The organism is Sorangiineae bacterium MSr11367, from assembly GCA_037157805.1.
Classification (GTDB): Bacteria; Myxococcota_A; Polyangia; order Polyangiales; family Polyangiaceae; genus Pendulispora; species Pendulispora rubella.
The window spans coordinates 13,035,465-13,049,521 of sequence record CP089983.1 but is presented as its reverse complement, the minus strand read 5'-3'; the positions used below and the strand labels follow the sequence as shown (position 1 = coordinate 13,049,521).

At 62.8% G+C, this 14,057-nt stretch carries 11 protein-coding genes; 3 read left to right on the top strand and 8 right to left on the bottom strand.

The genetic code is table 11. The annotated features are described in order from the left end of the window. Nucleotides 1-7: 7 nt before the first annotated feature. Entirely contained in the window at nucleotides 8-2,176 is a 2,169-nt protein-coding gene (locus tag LVJ94_50945) for a prolyl oligopeptidase family serine peptidase (protein WXB05203.1), read from the top strand. Between the two features lie 54 nt (nucleotides 2,177-2,230). Here LVJ94_50945 and LVJ94_50940 read toward each other — a convergent pair whose 3' ends face one another. Both LVJ94_50940 and LVJ94_50935 read right to left on the bottom strand, forming a co-directional pair. Beyond that, on the bottom strand, nucleotides 2,231-2,452 hold the full coding sequence (locus LVJ94_50940) for a hypothetical protein (protein WXB05202.1): 222 nt from the start codon (nucleotides 2,450-2,452) through the stop codon (nucleotides 2,231-2,233). A gap of 48 nt (nucleotides 2,453-2,500) precedes the next feature. Next, on the bottom strand, nucleotides 2,501-3,772 hold the full coding sequence (locus LVJ94_50935; protein ID WXB05201.1) for an amidohydrolase family protein: 1,272 nt from the start codon (nucleotides 3,770-3,772) through the stop codon (nucleotides 2,501-2,503). A 319-nt stretch (nucleotides 3,773-4,091) separates the two neighbouring features. On the opposite strand from LVJ94_50935, the gene LVJ94_50930 reads away from it, so the two are divergent. After that, nucleotides 4,092-5,000, top strand: coding sequence for a LamG domain-containing protein (locus LVJ94_50930; GenBank protein WXB05200.1), 909 nt, complete (start codon nucleotides 4,092-4,094; stop codon nucleotides 4,998-5,000). A gap of 4 nt (nucleotides 5,001-5,004) precedes the next feature. Here LVJ94_50930 and LVJ94_50925 read toward each other — a convergent pair whose 3' ends face one another. Together LVJ94_50925 and LVJ94_50920 are read right to left on the bottom strand one after the other, a co-directional pair. Beyond that, nucleotides 5,005-5,898 (bottom strand): hypothetical protein, encoded by an 894-nt coding sequence (locus LVJ94_50925; protein WXB05199.1) that lies wholly within the window; start codon nucleotides 5,896-5,898, stop codon nucleotides 5,005-5,007. 2 nt (nucleotides 5,899-5,900) lie between these two features. Continuing rightward, nucleotides 5,901-7,565 carry a serine/threonine protein kinase gene (locus LVJ94_50920; GenBank protein ID WXB05198.1) on the bottom strand — a complete coding sequence of 555 codons (1,665 nt, stop codon included), beginning with the start codon at nucleotides 7,563-7,565 and terminating at the stop codon, nucleotides 5,901-5,903. A gap of 525 nt (nucleotides 7,566-8,090) precedes the next feature. Here LVJ94_50920 and LVJ94_50915 point away from each other — a divergent pair. After that, the gene (locus tag LVJ94_50915; protein ID WXB05197.1) at nucleotides 8,091-8,732 is read left to right on the top strand and encodes a LysE family transporter; all 642 of its coding nucleotides are present in this window, start codon (nucleotides 8,091-8,093) and stop codon (nucleotides 8,730-8,732) included. Between the two features lies 1 nt (nucleotide 8,733). On the opposite strand, the gene LVJ94_50910 is transcribed toward LVJ94_50915, so the two are convergent. The 4 genes from LVJ94_50910 to LVJ94_50895 all read right to left on the bottom strand — a co-directional run bounded on the left by LVJ94_50910 (nucleotide 8,734) and on the right by LVJ94_50895 (nucleotide 13,960). Then, complete coding sequence (locus LVJ94_50910; protein ID WXB05196.1) at nucleotides 8,734-9,270, bottom strand: hypothetical protein; 537 nt, start codon at nucleotides 9,268-9,270, stop codon at nucleotides 8,734-8,736. A 64-nt stretch (nucleotides 9,271-9,334) separates the two neighbouring features. Then, nucleotides 9,335-10,315, bottom strand: a complete 981-nt coding sequence (locus tag LVJ94_50905) for a proline iminopeptidase-family hydrolase (GenBank protein WXB05195.1) — start codon at nucleotides 10,313-10,315, stop codon at nucleotides 9,335-9,337. Further along, a complete protein-coding gene (locus LVJ94_50900; GenBank protein WXB05194.1) occupies nucleotides 10,312-11,154 on the bottom strand; it encodes a ThuA domain-containing protein in 843 nt (280 codons plus the stop codon). Before LVJ94_50900 ends, LVJ94_50905 begins: the two co-directional genes overlap by 4 nt. Nucleotides 11,155-11,350: 196 nt before the next feature. Further along, nucleotides 11,351-13,960, bottom strand: coding sequence for an esterase-like activity of phytase family protein (locus LVJ94_50895; protein WXB05193.1), 2,610 nt, complete (start codon nucleotides 13,958-13,960; stop codon nucleotides 11,351-11,353). Nucleotides 13,961-14,057 lie beyond the last annotated feature (97 nt).

Genomic DNA, 14,057 nt, shown 5'->3' with positions numbered 1-14,057 from the left:
CAGAGACATGAGAGCGTCCTTCGTCGTCGCCGTACTGGTTTCCGCTGCGGGCGCGTGCTCGCCGCATTCGAACACATCGCCCGCCAAGGTACGCCTCGCGGCATCGCCGCCTGCCGCCTCGACGACCGCCGCCAGCACACGGCCGGGCGTGGTCGAGACCTTTCACGGCGTGTCGGTCGCTGACCCATTTCGCTGGCTCGAAGACGGCAACGACCCGGCCGTTCTCGACTGGGCCAATTCCGAGGATCGCAAGGCACGCGCCGTTCTCGAGTCGATGCCGGAGCGGGCCGCATTGGCCGGCGAACTGGAGAAAATCAGCCGAAACTCGGAGTGGCTCGATTTGCCCATCAAGAAGGGCGGCCGCTATTACTATGGGCGGCGCGACGCCCCCCATGAGCGGGGCACCTTCTTCGAATACGATCCGGCCACCAAGACGGAGACGCCCCTGGTCGATTTGGACCGCCTGGATCCGAACGAACAGCTCATTGCGATGTGGTGGGACGTCTCACGCAATGGTCGCTACGTCGTTTTCCTCGTCAGCAACAAAGGTGGCGATGCTCTGGAAGGGCGCGTGTTCGACATCCGTGCCCGCGCTTGGCTACCGGATCGCGTCGGCAACATGCGCCATTCGTATCCCGTTTGGGACGAGAAGGAGAAGGGATTCTATTACACGTGGTCGCCGAACCATCTCGACCTTTCCCCGGAGAAGCGCTCGGCGCAATCGCGCATTCAGTATCATCTTCTGCGGACGGATCCGGAGGCGGATACCGTCATCAAGGAGCCACACCATCAAGACGGTGTCCTGGAGGTGCCCGGTCTGTCCGAAGATGGTCGCTGGCTGATTGCCTCAAGCTGGCACGGCACGACGAAGAACACGTTCACCGTTCTCGATAGGGCATCCAAGCAGAGCACGTGGAAGAGGCTTACCCCCGATCGCGAGGCGGTGTACCGCGGTGACCATCGCGGGAATCTGCTCTACGTGATGACCACGGAAGACGCTCCGCGCGGGCGCATGCTTCTCGCGGACATGCTGCACCCTGAGCGTGAACGATGGCGCGAGATCGTGCGCCAGCGCGACGACGCCACCATCACGAACTATGCGTTGTTCGAGAAGTACATGGCCCTCGAATACTTCAAGGGCGGTGAGAAGGAATATGCCATTCACCGCCTCGACGGGACGTATGTTCGCAACCTGCAGGCGCCCGGGTGGGGTTCCCTTTCGGGCATCGTGGTGGCCCCCCCGCACAGCGAGGGCACCTTATCCTTTTCGAACTACGCCCAGCCGATGACCCCCTACGTGGTGCGACCTCCGAACTTTACGCTGGAGCGATTTCCCGTTGCCAAGGAACAGGCTTCGGACACGGCGTACGTCACGGAAAAGATCCTCTATACCTCGCCCGATGGAACACGGGGGCCCATCTTTGTGGTCCGAGCCAAGACGACGCCACGAAACAGGCCTGCGCCGCTCATTCTTCATGCCTATGGCGCTTTGGGCATTTCACTGGAACCCGGGTACCGCAAAGGCATCGAGGCCTGGCTCGATCAAGGAGGGGTCTACGCCGAAGCCATGATTCGCGGCGGGGGCGAGTTCGGGGAAGAGTGGCACCGCGCCGGCATGAAGGAAAAACGCGCAAACGTTTACGCCGACTTCATCGCCGCCTCGGAGCAACTGATTCGCGAGAACTGGACCACTCCCTCGCAATTCGTCATTCGCGGAAAATCGTCGGGGGGCCTCCTCACGGCGATGGCCATGACCGAGCGCCCCGAGCTCTACGCCGGCGTGATCTCCGAGGTCCCCATCACCGATATGGTCCGCTACCGCATCGGAGGCTACGGGCCTCTTTGGATCAAAGAATTCGGCGAGCCAGAGAATCCCTCCGAATTCGCCGCACTCCTACGTTATTCCCCTTATCATCGCGTCAAATCCGGGGTTCGATATCCATGGGTCCTCGTCATGGGTAGCGCCGACGACGACCGCGTCAATCCCATGCACAGCCGCAAATTCGTCGCCGCCCTGCATGCAGCCGCCCCCTCCGCCACAGTCCTCTACCGCATCGAGCGAGACGCCGCCCACGGGGGCGCCACCACCGCAACCCGCTGGGTCCAAAGCGAAGCCGCTGCCTACGCCTTCGCCCGCGCCGCCGTCTCCGCTCATTCGAGTGTTGCTCGTCCGTAATTCCGACCTCGCACGGCTCACAATTCTCGCGACGTCGAGAGATTCCGCCTTGTTTCACCCATGCCGTACCGTCACGAAGCCTTCTTCCCAGTGGTCCTTGTCAATCTCGTAGCGGTCGATGCAAAAACCGTCCGGGTATTCCCTGAAGCCCGGTTGTTCCTTGAGTCGCAACACGGCCTCCTCCGCCTTCATTCGACTCGAATAAACACCAATGAACTTGATCTCTTCGGAGTCGTCCCGTTCGTAAGCATGCTGAACAATGAATACAGCGGCCATTCGCGTCATCTCGGACTCCGTGCATCATTGGCCGGAATGCCCGCAGGCTCAATAGGCGCGCGTGCCGTGTTTGTAGACGCGGACGATCGCCCGCGTGGCCAGGATGTCCGCCGTGGGGTCGCCCTCGACCAGGAGTAGGTCGGCGCGGGCGCCCACGGCGATGCGCCCGCGGTCGGTCAGGGCTGGGAAGAAGGCCGCGGGGGCGGAGGTCGCGGCGCGCAGGGCTTCGATGGGGGACAAGCCCGCTTCGACGAGCAACTCCAGCTCGCGGTGCAGGCTGGCGCCGTGGGTGACCCCCGCGTTTCCTGCATCGGTGCCGGCGAGAATCGGCACCACACCTCGCATCATCGAAACGGACTCCATCACGTGGGCGTAGCAGTCGCGGTCCGAGTTCACGCCCCAGCCCTTGGCGCGAAGGACGCGCTTCACGCGGTCGCTCAGACGGGGCTCGAGCCGAGGGTCGGCCAAAATAGCCTTGCCCGGCGCCAGCCCACATGCGCTCTGCAGCACTTCCAACGTTGGAATGACGAAGACGTGCCGGCGCCCCATTTCCTCCACGAGCCGCTGCACGGCCGCCGCGTCCCAGCCCACCGGCGTACCGTTCCTCAGCTGCCCGTTGAGTCGATCGATGAACAAGTGCGCGAGCCCATCGACGCCTGCGGCGACGGCCACCTCGGCGTCCGCGCGCGTGTTCACGTGGCTGACCACTCGGCGATCGCGGGCGTGGGCGGCGTCGACGACCGCGCGGGCCTTCTCCTCGTTCAGCGTGGGCAACTCGCTCGAGATGATCAGCTTGATGAACGACGACCCCTCCGCCACGCGGGCCGCGACGAACCCGTCGGCATCCTCCGCGCGTGCGAGGGTAGGGCCTTTGTCACCGAACTCCGTCCCGTGGCCGCCCGGGGCCGTCACCCAGTGGCCTGCCCCGATGGCGTCCGCCCGTTGAGGGTTGTCCTGCGCACGAATCTCCGCAAGCCGAGCCGGACTGGAGCCGCCCATATCGATTTCCGTCGTGACCCCGAAGGCCACGGCGTCGGTGAGCGACTCTTCACTCGCACTGCCGTGCGTATGCGCGTCGATGAGCCCCGGCAAAAGCGTTTGGCCCCGGGCGTCGACCACCTCGAGTTCGGCGCCCCCCGCATCGATGCACGCAAGCTCTCCGACCGCGGCGATACTCCCGTCGACGACGAGAACCTCGCCCCCGGCAAGCACATGATCACCGTCGAAAACACGGGCGCCGCGGAAATGGACCGCGCGATGGCCGTGGACGCGAAAACAGGACGGCTTGGGCGAACAAAGCCAGAAAGCGCCCATTGCCATGGCAACCACGCCCAATGCGCCCAAAATTCTCCAAACCATGCGCGGGACACTATTCGAGCGTCATAGGCAATAGCCACGCTTGAACTGCGCTTTTTGGCGCCGCTCGACAGGAGTTGCCATGCACCGCTCCGATGTTTTTCAATTCATTTCTCTTCCCGCCACACGTTTGCCTATTAAAAAGATCACGGCGTCCACCGCTCGAGCCGCTCGACAATTACCCAGGGCGCGATACCTTCTTCCCGATATGCGAGTGTCGACGACGGCCCCGCAGGGGCGAAGGCGAAGACGCTGCCAAAACGCTCCGTTTTCCCTCTTTCTCGTGTTCTCCGCGATTCCGTGGCTCGCGGTGCCCATTGCAGGCTGCAGCTTCTTGGCCGATCTCGATTTCCCGGGAGGCTCGGGGCCGCAACCGCCACCCGGCGACGAAGATAGCGGAAATCCATTATGGGACGGCGCAGGAGTGGACGGCTTCGATGCAGCGGACGCGCCGCCAGTGGACACTGGCGGCGATACCCTCGGCGATGCGACTCCAAACAAGGATGCCACTCCGACTGGCCCTCGATATGCCGAAGAGGTCCGCGCCGATAGTCCCGTGGGTTATTGGCGACTAGGCGACCGTTCGGGCACCCCCGCAAAGGACGAAATCAACGCCAACCCGGGCGCTTATGAAAACGGGATCTCATTCGGTGTCCCGGGCGTCGTTTCGAACGATACGGCCGTGCGATTCGACGGGGCCTTCGGAAGCCGCGTTCGCATCGGCGACGTCTTCGAATTTTCGGACAAATCGCACTGCACGCTCGAGGTGTGGGCCAAATGGGACGGCGGCCGCGGATATGTCATTGCGAAGAAATCCGTCATCGACGGCAAAGGTACGGGCTATTCGCTGTACGTCAGCCCCATGGTGAACAACCAGTCGCTCTGGATCTATTCTCGAAAGCTGGGCGACGTCTCCGAGTCGGTGAGCTACGCCGCAGCGGCCAGCACGAAATTTGCGCATGTCGCGGCCACCTTCGACGGCACGAAAGGCCGCATCTTCTTCAATGGCTCCGAGGTGAAGAGTGCAAACTTCAGCCTGAGCATGATCTCCACGGACGGAACCCTCTCGTTCGGAAGCAACTCGGGAGGCGATGATGCCTTCGAAGGCTCACTCGACGAAATCGCTATTTATGACCACGCGCTCTCGCCGGAGCGCATTCGCGCTCACTTCAACGCGGCCAACAGTAAGTAGGCACCTACCAAGCGCCGTCAATCCCGGCCATCGCGCCACCTCGAATCGGGCTTAGTGCGATGTGTGGGGTATTGCGCGCTTCGTTTTTCGGTGTCGATCCGGATCGGATAAACAAATAAGTAGCCACGCCTAGGCTGACCAAGGCGACGCCACCTCCGATGTCTGCGAGGAGAAGCTTGGTCCGCGTGCCGTCGACATCGGAGCCAGCGCAGTTCTTCGTTTTGGCGCAACCGTCGTGGTAGTCGCGCGTCTCCTGCAACCCGGTGATTCCGAAGTAGACCGCGCCCCCGGCGGCGAGCAACCCCACGCCCCCCAAGATGAACGCCGCCGTTCGGCCACCACCCCCGGACGATCCGGCGGGGGGTGGGGGCACCGACGACGCAGACGAATCGCGCTCGCGAGAGCTGCCTCGCTCGGAGGATGCCGCCTCGTCCTCGAACGTCGCCATCACCGCGCGGTTTCGCTCCCGCTCGTTGATCACCACCGTTTGCTCCACCGGCGCGCGCCCCTCGCTCTCGAAACGCACCTTGTGCATTCCGGGATCCATCGAGATGGCGCGGCCGTCGAGCCCCTCGATCAGCCGCTGGCCGTCGACGATGACACGCACGGCCGAGAGGGTGCGCGCTCCCGCGGTCTGCGCTCGAAAGACCACGGAGGGGGTGCGCGAATCGACGTCCGACAGCCAATTCACGCAGTCCTTCCGCACGACGGCCGGGCAGGACTCGCTCGCGCAAAGGAGGAACTTGCCCCGCGTCTCGACGAGCTTCTTTTCATCGCGCAGCTTTTGCCCCTGCTCCGCGGCGGCCGCGCATTGCTCTTTCGATTGTGCGGCGGCGGACGGTGCGAACAGGCACGCGATGCATCCGAGCGCACTCACCAGAACGGACCTTTTCGTCATCGTCATAGGCATTCGCGTTTGTATTGTTTGTGCCCCGCCGCATCGACGACGAAGGGCGGATCGCAGGTGGCCGCGCTTCCTTGCGGCGGAGTGGCCGGCGGCGCCGGCATGGCAATCGGCGTCGGAGCGCGCTTGTGACTCGGGGGCGCGGGGGTCACCTTCTTCGGAGAGGCACGCATACCGGCGTCGCTCTCCGTGGGTACGATGGCCCGCGCCTCGATGGCCGGTACCGGCGCGGCCGTCTCCGCAGGTGCCGCCGCCGATGCACGATGCGACGCCGATGGAGCCTGTGGCGCCGACGCGATGGCCGCGGCCTGCGGCGCGGGCTTGGGCGACAAGGAACCGCCACGCGCGCGCCACACCACGATCAACACCATGAGCGCGGCCACCGACCCCAAGGCCACCACCGCAAGAATGAAGGCGTTGCGCCGCCGGCGCGCACGCGAATACTCGAGCCACGGATCATCGCTGTCCGAGTCCACCGCAAGTCGCGCATGGCTCTCTGGGTGACTCACGGGCACGGGCGTGGGAACGAACGAGACGTCCGCATCGGGTAGCGTGCGGCGCAGGAAAACTTGAGACCCCGTGTGCGCGGCCAGCTCCGTCCCGGGGATCGGCCCCATGTTCGTCTCGGGCGCCGCGTCCAGCTCCTCGGTGGAAGGCTTGCTCTTCTCCAAGGCGGCGAGCCGCGCGGCCCGGCGATGCAATTCATTTTGCGCGACCGCCTCGACCCATTCGCCAACCTCGGACGACGAGGCGACGCCGATGGCTCGCTCCAACGCGACGGCCATCTCCCGTGCCGTGGAATAACGACGCGTCGGATCGCGATCGAGCCCGCGCAACGTGACTTTGTCCAGCGCGCCGCTCGTTTGCGCGGACATGTGGCCCTTCACCATGAGGGTGCTGGGGGGTGCCACCGGACGGTTGAGGATCTGGTCAATGACCATGGCCTCGTTGTCGCCTTTGAACAGACGATTGCCGGTAAGGAGCTCCCAGAGCACCACCGCCGCCGCGTACACATCCGTTTGGCGCGATGTCTCGCCGCGGAACAACTCCGGCGGCATGTACGAAAGCTTGCCCTTGAGCTGCCCCGAAATCGATGTCTGCACGCGGCCCGCGGCCTTGGCGACGCCAAAGTCGAGAAGGCGCGCAATGCCATCGCACCCCACGAGGACATTCTGCGGTGAGACGTCACGGTGCACGAGGCCGAGCAATTCGCCGTGTTCATCGCGCGCTTCGTGCGCTGCGTGAAGACCGTGCAACACGCCGCTCATGATGCTGCCCACGACGCGCAGCGGCGGCGGATACCCGCGCTCGCGCGAACGGCGCACGAGCCGTGCGAGCGATTCGCCGTGCACGTATTCCATGATGAGGAAAAGCTCGTTGTCTGTCACCACGATGTCCAACGTGGGCAGCACGTTGGGATGACGCACGCGCGCAGCCACCCGCCCCTCGTCGAGGAACATGGCAACGAAATCGGGATTTCGCGCGAATTGCGGGTGCAGGCGCTTGATGGCCACCACGCGCGCGAACCCCATGGGTCCATACCAGCGGCCAAAGTGCACCGCGGCCATGCCGCCCGATGCGATTTCAGCGTGCAGCGCATAACGCTTCGCGATCTGAATCGGGCTCGGAATCGGAGTGGGAGTCAGAGTCGCCGTGGGCACTGCGCTCCAAGCATAACCTATGGTTACTCTTGCTGCTTGCTCACTTTACGCGCACACACCTATGATTGAGATTACCGTCCCATCGGTTCCTTTGCTTCTTTAGTAATGTTCGAAAATCGGGGCGTTTGCGTAATACTCAACCGTCATCATTGCCAATGTTGTCGATGGCACTCGAAAGGTTCAGCGTCCCGCCAAACGAGCTACCCGGCATGCAAGTCGCTACTTCGCATCTCGCACAGGTGGTCATGTGGCGCCTCCGGCTATCTCCTTAAGATGAGCGTGCGAACTGCGAACGAGCGATGAGCGTCCCAACTGCGCGAATCCTTTTCGAGATTGGCAAACAGTGACAATGCGGGTGCCGTCTGTCGGCGGTGGCCACGACCGCCGCGGATTCGAGATCTCGATAGGCCCATGGGAAAATCTCATGGTCCAAAGGGCGCGGCGCGAGGACACCTACATATCCTCCATTGACATGCAAAGTAACAGTGGTCGCAGGTGCCAGCGCGACCCTACAGATTGGGCCTCATGGACGCTCCCACGATGCTGGCCTCGCTGGCCACCTTGGCCATTGCCCATTTGCTCGCATGCGCTTCGCCGGGTCCAAGTTTCATTTTCGTGGCGCAATCCGCTGCGAGCCGCTCGCGGCGGGCAGGCCTTCTCGCGGCGCTCGGCATGAGCGCAGGTGCTACCGTGTGGGCCGCGGGAGCCCTGCTCGGCCTCGCGGCGCTGTTCGAGCGGGTCGCGGAGTTGTACCGGGTGGCGCAGATCGCCGGCGGGCTGTACCTCGTCTACATCGCCTACCGCATTGCGCAGCACGCAAAGGATCCCCTGCCCGCGCCGGGGAGCGCACCGGCGGCCACCGATGCCCAAATCTTCCTCGGCGCGATGCGCGTGCAGCTCGCGAACCCCAAAGTGTCCGTGTTCTTCGCCTCCATCTTCATCACCGTCTTGCCGCGCGATGCGTCGCTCGCGTTCCGCTTGGCGGTGCTGCTGATGGTCATCGTCGACGAGACGCTTTGGTATTCCTTCGTGGCCACGGTTCTCTCGACGAGCCGGGCGCGCACGGTTTACGGCCGATTCAAGACGACGGCGGATCGCATCACCGGAGCCTTCCTCGGGCTGCTCGGTTTTCGCCTGGTCCTGCAGGGCGCCCGCGCCGTGAAGTGATTCAGATGTAGACCATGCAGGAGATTCCCTCGTCCGACAGACCGATGGAGCTCGTGGTCAACGCGCAGATCTGCGCAAAGCCGCGTTCGTCGAGCTGGGGCGGCGGGTCTTCCCATACGCATTGCAAACCTTGGCCCTGAGCCTTGCACTCGAAGCTCGGCGCAATGGCCGAAACCTGGGCGCCTGCATCCGCAGAGACCTGGAACACGATGCGATCGCAAAACTGCCCCCGTGTGATGACCTCGCAACTCGGGGCGGCGAAGTGGGCGTACCTCACGTGCGTCTTGCGAAGATCACATTGGCCACCATCTGCCGTCTTTTGATCGAGATCGCACGTCCCGCCCTCGACCGAGCCGCTGTCGGCGGGGCCGGTGTCCGGCAACGGTGTGGTGCTTTGATCCAAGGCGGCATCGCCACCCGAGGGAGGCTTGTCCGGTTGCGTATCGTTGTCGTCGCTGCAAGCGACGAACGCCACGAGCGCGAGGATCGCGCCAGCACAAGTGCCATAACTCCATAAGCCCCAACGGAATGAGCGCATATCTCCAAGGATGGCCAGAACCTCGTCGAGGTGGGCACAATGATTTTACCATTGTGCGCCACTCTCAGCTGGACTTCAGGAAGTCGATGAGCGTGCGGACGTACGCCAGCTGATCGTCGTACATGGTCATATGGGCGCCTTTGTCCGAGATCCAAGCGCGCGCATTGGGCATGAGGGTAGCCATTTTCCTCATGTCTTCGGGAGGCACCTCATCGTACTTCGCGCCAATGGTCAGCGTCCGCGTGCGGATGCGCGGAACGTCGGCCCAGCGGTCCCAATCCTTCAAGGTCCCGGTGACGTGCATGACGTTCGGGCCCTGCATGTAATTGTAAATGTCCCGGTTGAAGTGGCGAAAGATGCGCTCCATGGGCTCGGGCCACGGGCGGGGCAACCGGCACAGATGGCGCGTGTAGAATACATCCATCATGATTTGTGAGTATTCCGGAGCGTCGAACTTCCCTTCGCGTTCGTACTTCTCGAGGGTGGCCTGCGTCTCCTGGGGTAACTCGGCCCGCAAGGTGCGCGCATACGCCTCCGCCGACCGAACCCCGGGCGGCATGTTCGAAATGATGAGCCCCTTCAAATGCTCCTGGTACGCCAGGGCGTATTCGATGGCCAGGATGCCGCCCCAGGAGTGCCCGAGCAGATAGAACTGCTCTAGCCCGAGCCCCTTGCGGACAGCCTCCACCTCCTCGCGAAAACGCTCCACGGTCCAGAGCTTTGGATCGTTGGGTTTGTCGGAGTACGTCGAATCGAGTTGGTCGTAATAGTAAAACTCGATTCCGTTCTGCGGGAGGAAGTCCTCGAAGCATTCGAAGTAGCTGTGATCGACGCCGGGACCTCCGTGCAACAGAAGAAGCTTGATGGGCGCATCGCCCACCTTTTTGGTCCAGACGCGGTACCCGCCCTCGATCTCGATCATGCGGGCACCGCCGCTACGAATCCGTCCATCCGTCGGGAGCGCGGCGGTCGCGTGTTCGGACTTCGTGCACGCGGCCATGGTCAACGCTCCGGCTCCCGACAAGATGAACGAACGACGATTCATCGCTTGGGTGTGCCGGCCCAGACGATGGCGTTCTTCAACAGGGTCTTGTACGCGGTGTTCTCCATCAAATTGGGATGGTGGCCCATGAAGATGTACACGTTCTTGGCCTTGTACTTCGGGTTGCTCCACACCACGGGGTGGTCGCCGCCCATTTTGATGTCCGACGGCGGCTTGTACGAGTTCTCGTCCACGTTGGCGAGGACCTGAACGTTGGGCCTCGGACTCCTATCCCAAGTATACCATTCGTCCTTGGTCACCTGGAATTGCGCGGGTACGCCCTTGAAAATGGGGTGCGATCGGTCTTCGATGCGAACGGTGGCCTCGGCGAACGAGGCAATGTAGTTCTGATAATTGATCCCGCCGACGAATTTGCCATACCACGTCCAGAGCGGTTCCCCCTCCGGCTGGACCTCGGGGCCATACAAGCCCGCATGGTGCAGCCCCACCCAGCCGCCCCGCCCTTCGGCGATGTACTTTTCGAAGGCAGCTTGTGCCGTTCGATTCCAGCCCCAGGGCACGTAATTGAGCTGCAGAATCATATTGTATTTCGAGAGCACGGAGTCCGTAATGCCATTGGGACTCTCGACGTAGGTGATATCCAAATTGTTCGCGGGAGCAATCTGATTGAGCCACACCTTCGCCGCACGCACGAAGGGCGCGTGGATCTCGTCCTCGCCGTTCACTTGCAGCTGCCCGATGCTGAGCACCTTCAGTTTGGCCGGAGTCCCCAGTTCGATGCTGATGCCACCGGTAACATCAATGGCCGAGTCCGTCGCCTTCGAGTCCTCCGCGCCGTCGCTGCCACATCCCGCGGCGGTCACGAACAAAGCCAACAGCATGGCCGGTCGGGCGGAACGGCGGGCAAGAGCGGATGCATACGTCATATGGATCACCCCGTGAATTATCCAATGGCACTGCGCACGCCTCGTCTCCGGCGCGATTGTCGAGGTATAGGAATGCGCCTTGGAAAAGCAAGGCGCATTGTCACGGGGATGATTTAGCTGCCGGTCGGTTTGCGCGGTTTGCGCAACGAACTCAATAGAGATCGTGATCGAGCTTCACCAGGATGAACTCGTTGTCATCCGGGAGGCCCAGACCTTTGTGGCGACCGATGCTGCCAGGATAATTGTTGTCATTCGTCACCGCCAGAAGACGCGGTCCCAACACCAGGACGCTCTCGATGGTTTGGAATGGAAACGAAAACGGATTGCCGAGTCCCACATCCCCCGCGAGCGCGGTTCCAGCCGAAAGCTGCAGCGTGTCCGGAATCGCATTCAGATTGACGAGATCCGTCTTGATCACCGCCGCGCCGGAAGCCGCAGGCAACTCGACTTGGAAGAGACGCTTCCAACCATTGACGTCCCCCTGCGTTCCGTCGCGTTCGATGATGATGCCCTTCCGGTCCGCGAAGAGCACGAACTCGCCAATCGATTCCCCGCGTTCGGCATATTGATACTTGAACTGCGTCCCCGTGTAGCTTCGCGTCGCGGTATCGAATTCGCTGATGAGCAATTGGCCCGCCGGCGCACCGGTGAGCGGCTTCTCCAGCAAAGGATAGAGCTTTTTGCCATCGGGCGAGACGGCGAGGCCTTCGAAGCCACCGCTCGTCTGCGAGCGAACCGCATAGTCCAGGGTGGTGCGGCGGTATGGCCAGTACATCCCGGCCATCCACGGCGTGTTGTTCGCGTCGGAGAGCGACTCGGTCACGGGGGCGTTGATGTCGAGCGGCTGGAAGTTCGTCCCGTCGTCGCAATACGACTTTCCGTCCGCGTCCTTCCCCGTCGGGCAAATCGAGAAATCGCCGAACAGGTACACCGTCCGAATGTACGGAAAGCGCTCTTGCACCTGCAGCAAGGTGCGAAAATCGAAGCTCTGGATGTCGGCGCGATCCTCGAGACCGCGCTCGGTGATGAGCCCCGCAATCGCGGTCACGAACTCGCCCGGGCTCTTCGTGGTATCCGGCTGGCGCGGATCCAACTTCGTTTCGATGTTGAAGCGAATCCGTGCCGCGTTCTTCCAGCGTTTGGCGGCGTCCGCGTGCGATTTGCCTTCGCCGTTCTTGTAATAATCGACGTAAAAGTCGACGAACTCGAACACCTGCGCCAGGCTCGGCATCATGTAAATTTCGTCGGCACCGCGATGCCTTTGTGCCCAGAATGCGCGCGCCACCGGGGAGAGAGCGGGATCGTTCGTCTGCGGCGTTCCCGTGCGGATGACCCCATCGTTGAGAATCGGAGACGAGACGTCCTGGATGCTCGCCAAGGTCACGTCCTTGATGTGAACCGGCAATGCTGCCCCGCCCTTGCGGCGCGACTTCTTCGGCTCGCCCGGGAGAGAGCCTCGGAAATCCCGATCGTGGTACATCACGGGGACGTTGTCCGCGGTGAGCCCGCAGTCCATTTCCAAGGTGCTGATCAGATTGTCCAGGCCGACCTCGTACGACGGAATCGTATTCTCCGGCCGCAGGTCGCGCCCGCCGCGGTGGGCTTGCGCATCGACCTTCGAGCGATCGATCAAACCGTCGGCATCGAGCAAATCGCCCGGTTTGCCGTCTTTGTTCGCGTCATACGCGGCAATCGTGCTGTAAAGGATATCGGGCCGATCGGAAATGATGCCATTGACGCCTAGGTCGAGCATCTCCTTCATGCGCGGAGCGTCGTTCACCGTCCAGGTCACCACGGGGTAGCCCGCAGCCTGGATGCTCGGAAACGAGCCGGGGCTCTTGGTCAAGCGAACGATCTCGTCGTTGGCCGCTTGAAGCCCGGTATTTCCATTGGCGCCCGGCGTGTTGGGCTTGTCGAAATTGTCGCGCTGCGTGTTGAAACCACGGTTGCCCGTGGTGTCGGCATCGACCACGTGAACGTGCCACGGAGAGAACACCGGCGTCTTGGTCACACCGTGCGCGCGGCCGTGGGCCTTCGCCGCATTCATCACGCGAATGGCGGAAGCCTCCTCCAGCCACGGATTCTGCGGCGAGCGAACGAACTGCCCCGGGCGCTCGAAATCGGGCAGCGAATACGGTGCATCGAGAAGCTTGCCCGATGAATCGAAGTGCAAAAGAAATGGGCCGAATTCGTCGCCGATCCAAAGAGTGCCGTCGGCGGCCACGCGCAACGACTCCGGATCGAAGTCGGCACCGGTGAGAAGACGCCGCGAGGTGAATTGGTTGACGATGGTGAATTTCACCTTTTTGTCGGGATCGCGGAGCTCGATGTAGCTGAGCACGTCCACGCCGCCGGACCCACCGGAGCTGGTCTTGTACGAGGGCCGTACGCGGTAGATGCGCAACATGGCGTCGGCCGAGTTTTCAATCCCACCAAAGCCATTGTCGACCAGCGCATAAAACGACCCATCGCCGAGATCGACCAAGGACGAGAACCCTTGAACCGGCTGCGAAGGCCAGAAGCCGCCGGTGATCTCACCCGACGGCGGGCCGGGTGCGAAGGTCGCCGCCGGCAACACCGCACGACCGACCAGACCGGGGGGATCGCTCTCCGAAACGCCCCATTTGTCCGTCTTGCCGGCGTTCGCGCCGTCTTTGCCATCGTGCCCGGGTGCGCCGTTGGCGCCGTCATCGCCCGTGCATCCCACAACGAGAAACGAACCGGCCACAAGCCCGGCCACCGCCCGACCCAATCGAATCATCGCTCTATCTCCCTGCGTCCGCGCGTTTTAGCTCAGGCGACGCGTTTGGGCGCACGGTGCCGGCTTTTGGCGTCAATCTCTGTGACGATTTCGCGAA

What these genes read in the sequence shown, in the direction of transcription:
- LVJ94_50945 (WXB05203.1), top strand. Translation starts at nt 8, where the DNA reads ATGAGAGCGTCCTTCGTCGTCGCCGTACTGGTTTCCGCTGCGGGCGCG.
- LVJ94_50940 (WXB05202.1), bottom strand. Translation starts at nt 2,452, where the DNA reads ATGGCCGCTGTATTCATTGTTCAGCATGCTTACGAACGGGACGACTCC.
- LVJ94_50935 (WXB05201.1), bottom strand. Translation starts at nt 3,772, where the DNA reads ATGGCAATGGGCGCTTTCTGGCTTTGTTCGCCCAAGCCGTCCTGTTTT.
- LVJ94_50925 (WXB05199.1), bottom strand. Translation starts at nt 5,898, where the DNA reads ATGACGAAAAGGTCCGTTCTGGTGAGTGCGCTCGGATGCATCGCGTGC.
- LVJ94_50915 (WXB05197.1), top strand. Translation starts at nt 8,091, where the DNA reads ATGGACGCTCCCACGATGCTGGCCTCGCTGGCCACCTTGGCCATTGCC.
- LVJ94_50910 (WXB05196.1), bottom strand. Translation starts at nt 9,270, where the DNA reads ATGCGCTCATTCCGTTGGGGCTTATGGAGTTATGGCACTTGTGCTGGC.
- LVJ94_50905 (WXB05195.1), bottom strand. Translation starts at nt 10,315, where the DNA reads ATGAATCGTCGTTCGTTCATCTTGTCGGGAGCCGGAGCGTTGACCATG.
- LVJ94_50900 (WXB05194.1), bottom strand. Translation starts at nt 11,154, where the DNA reads ATGCTGTTGGCTTTGTTCGTGACCGCCGCGGGATGTGGCAGCGACGGC.
- LVJ94_50895 (WXB05193.1), bottom strand. Translation starts at nt 13,960, where the DNA reads ATGATTCGATTGGGTCGGGCGGTGGCCGGGCTTGTGGCCGGTTCGTTT.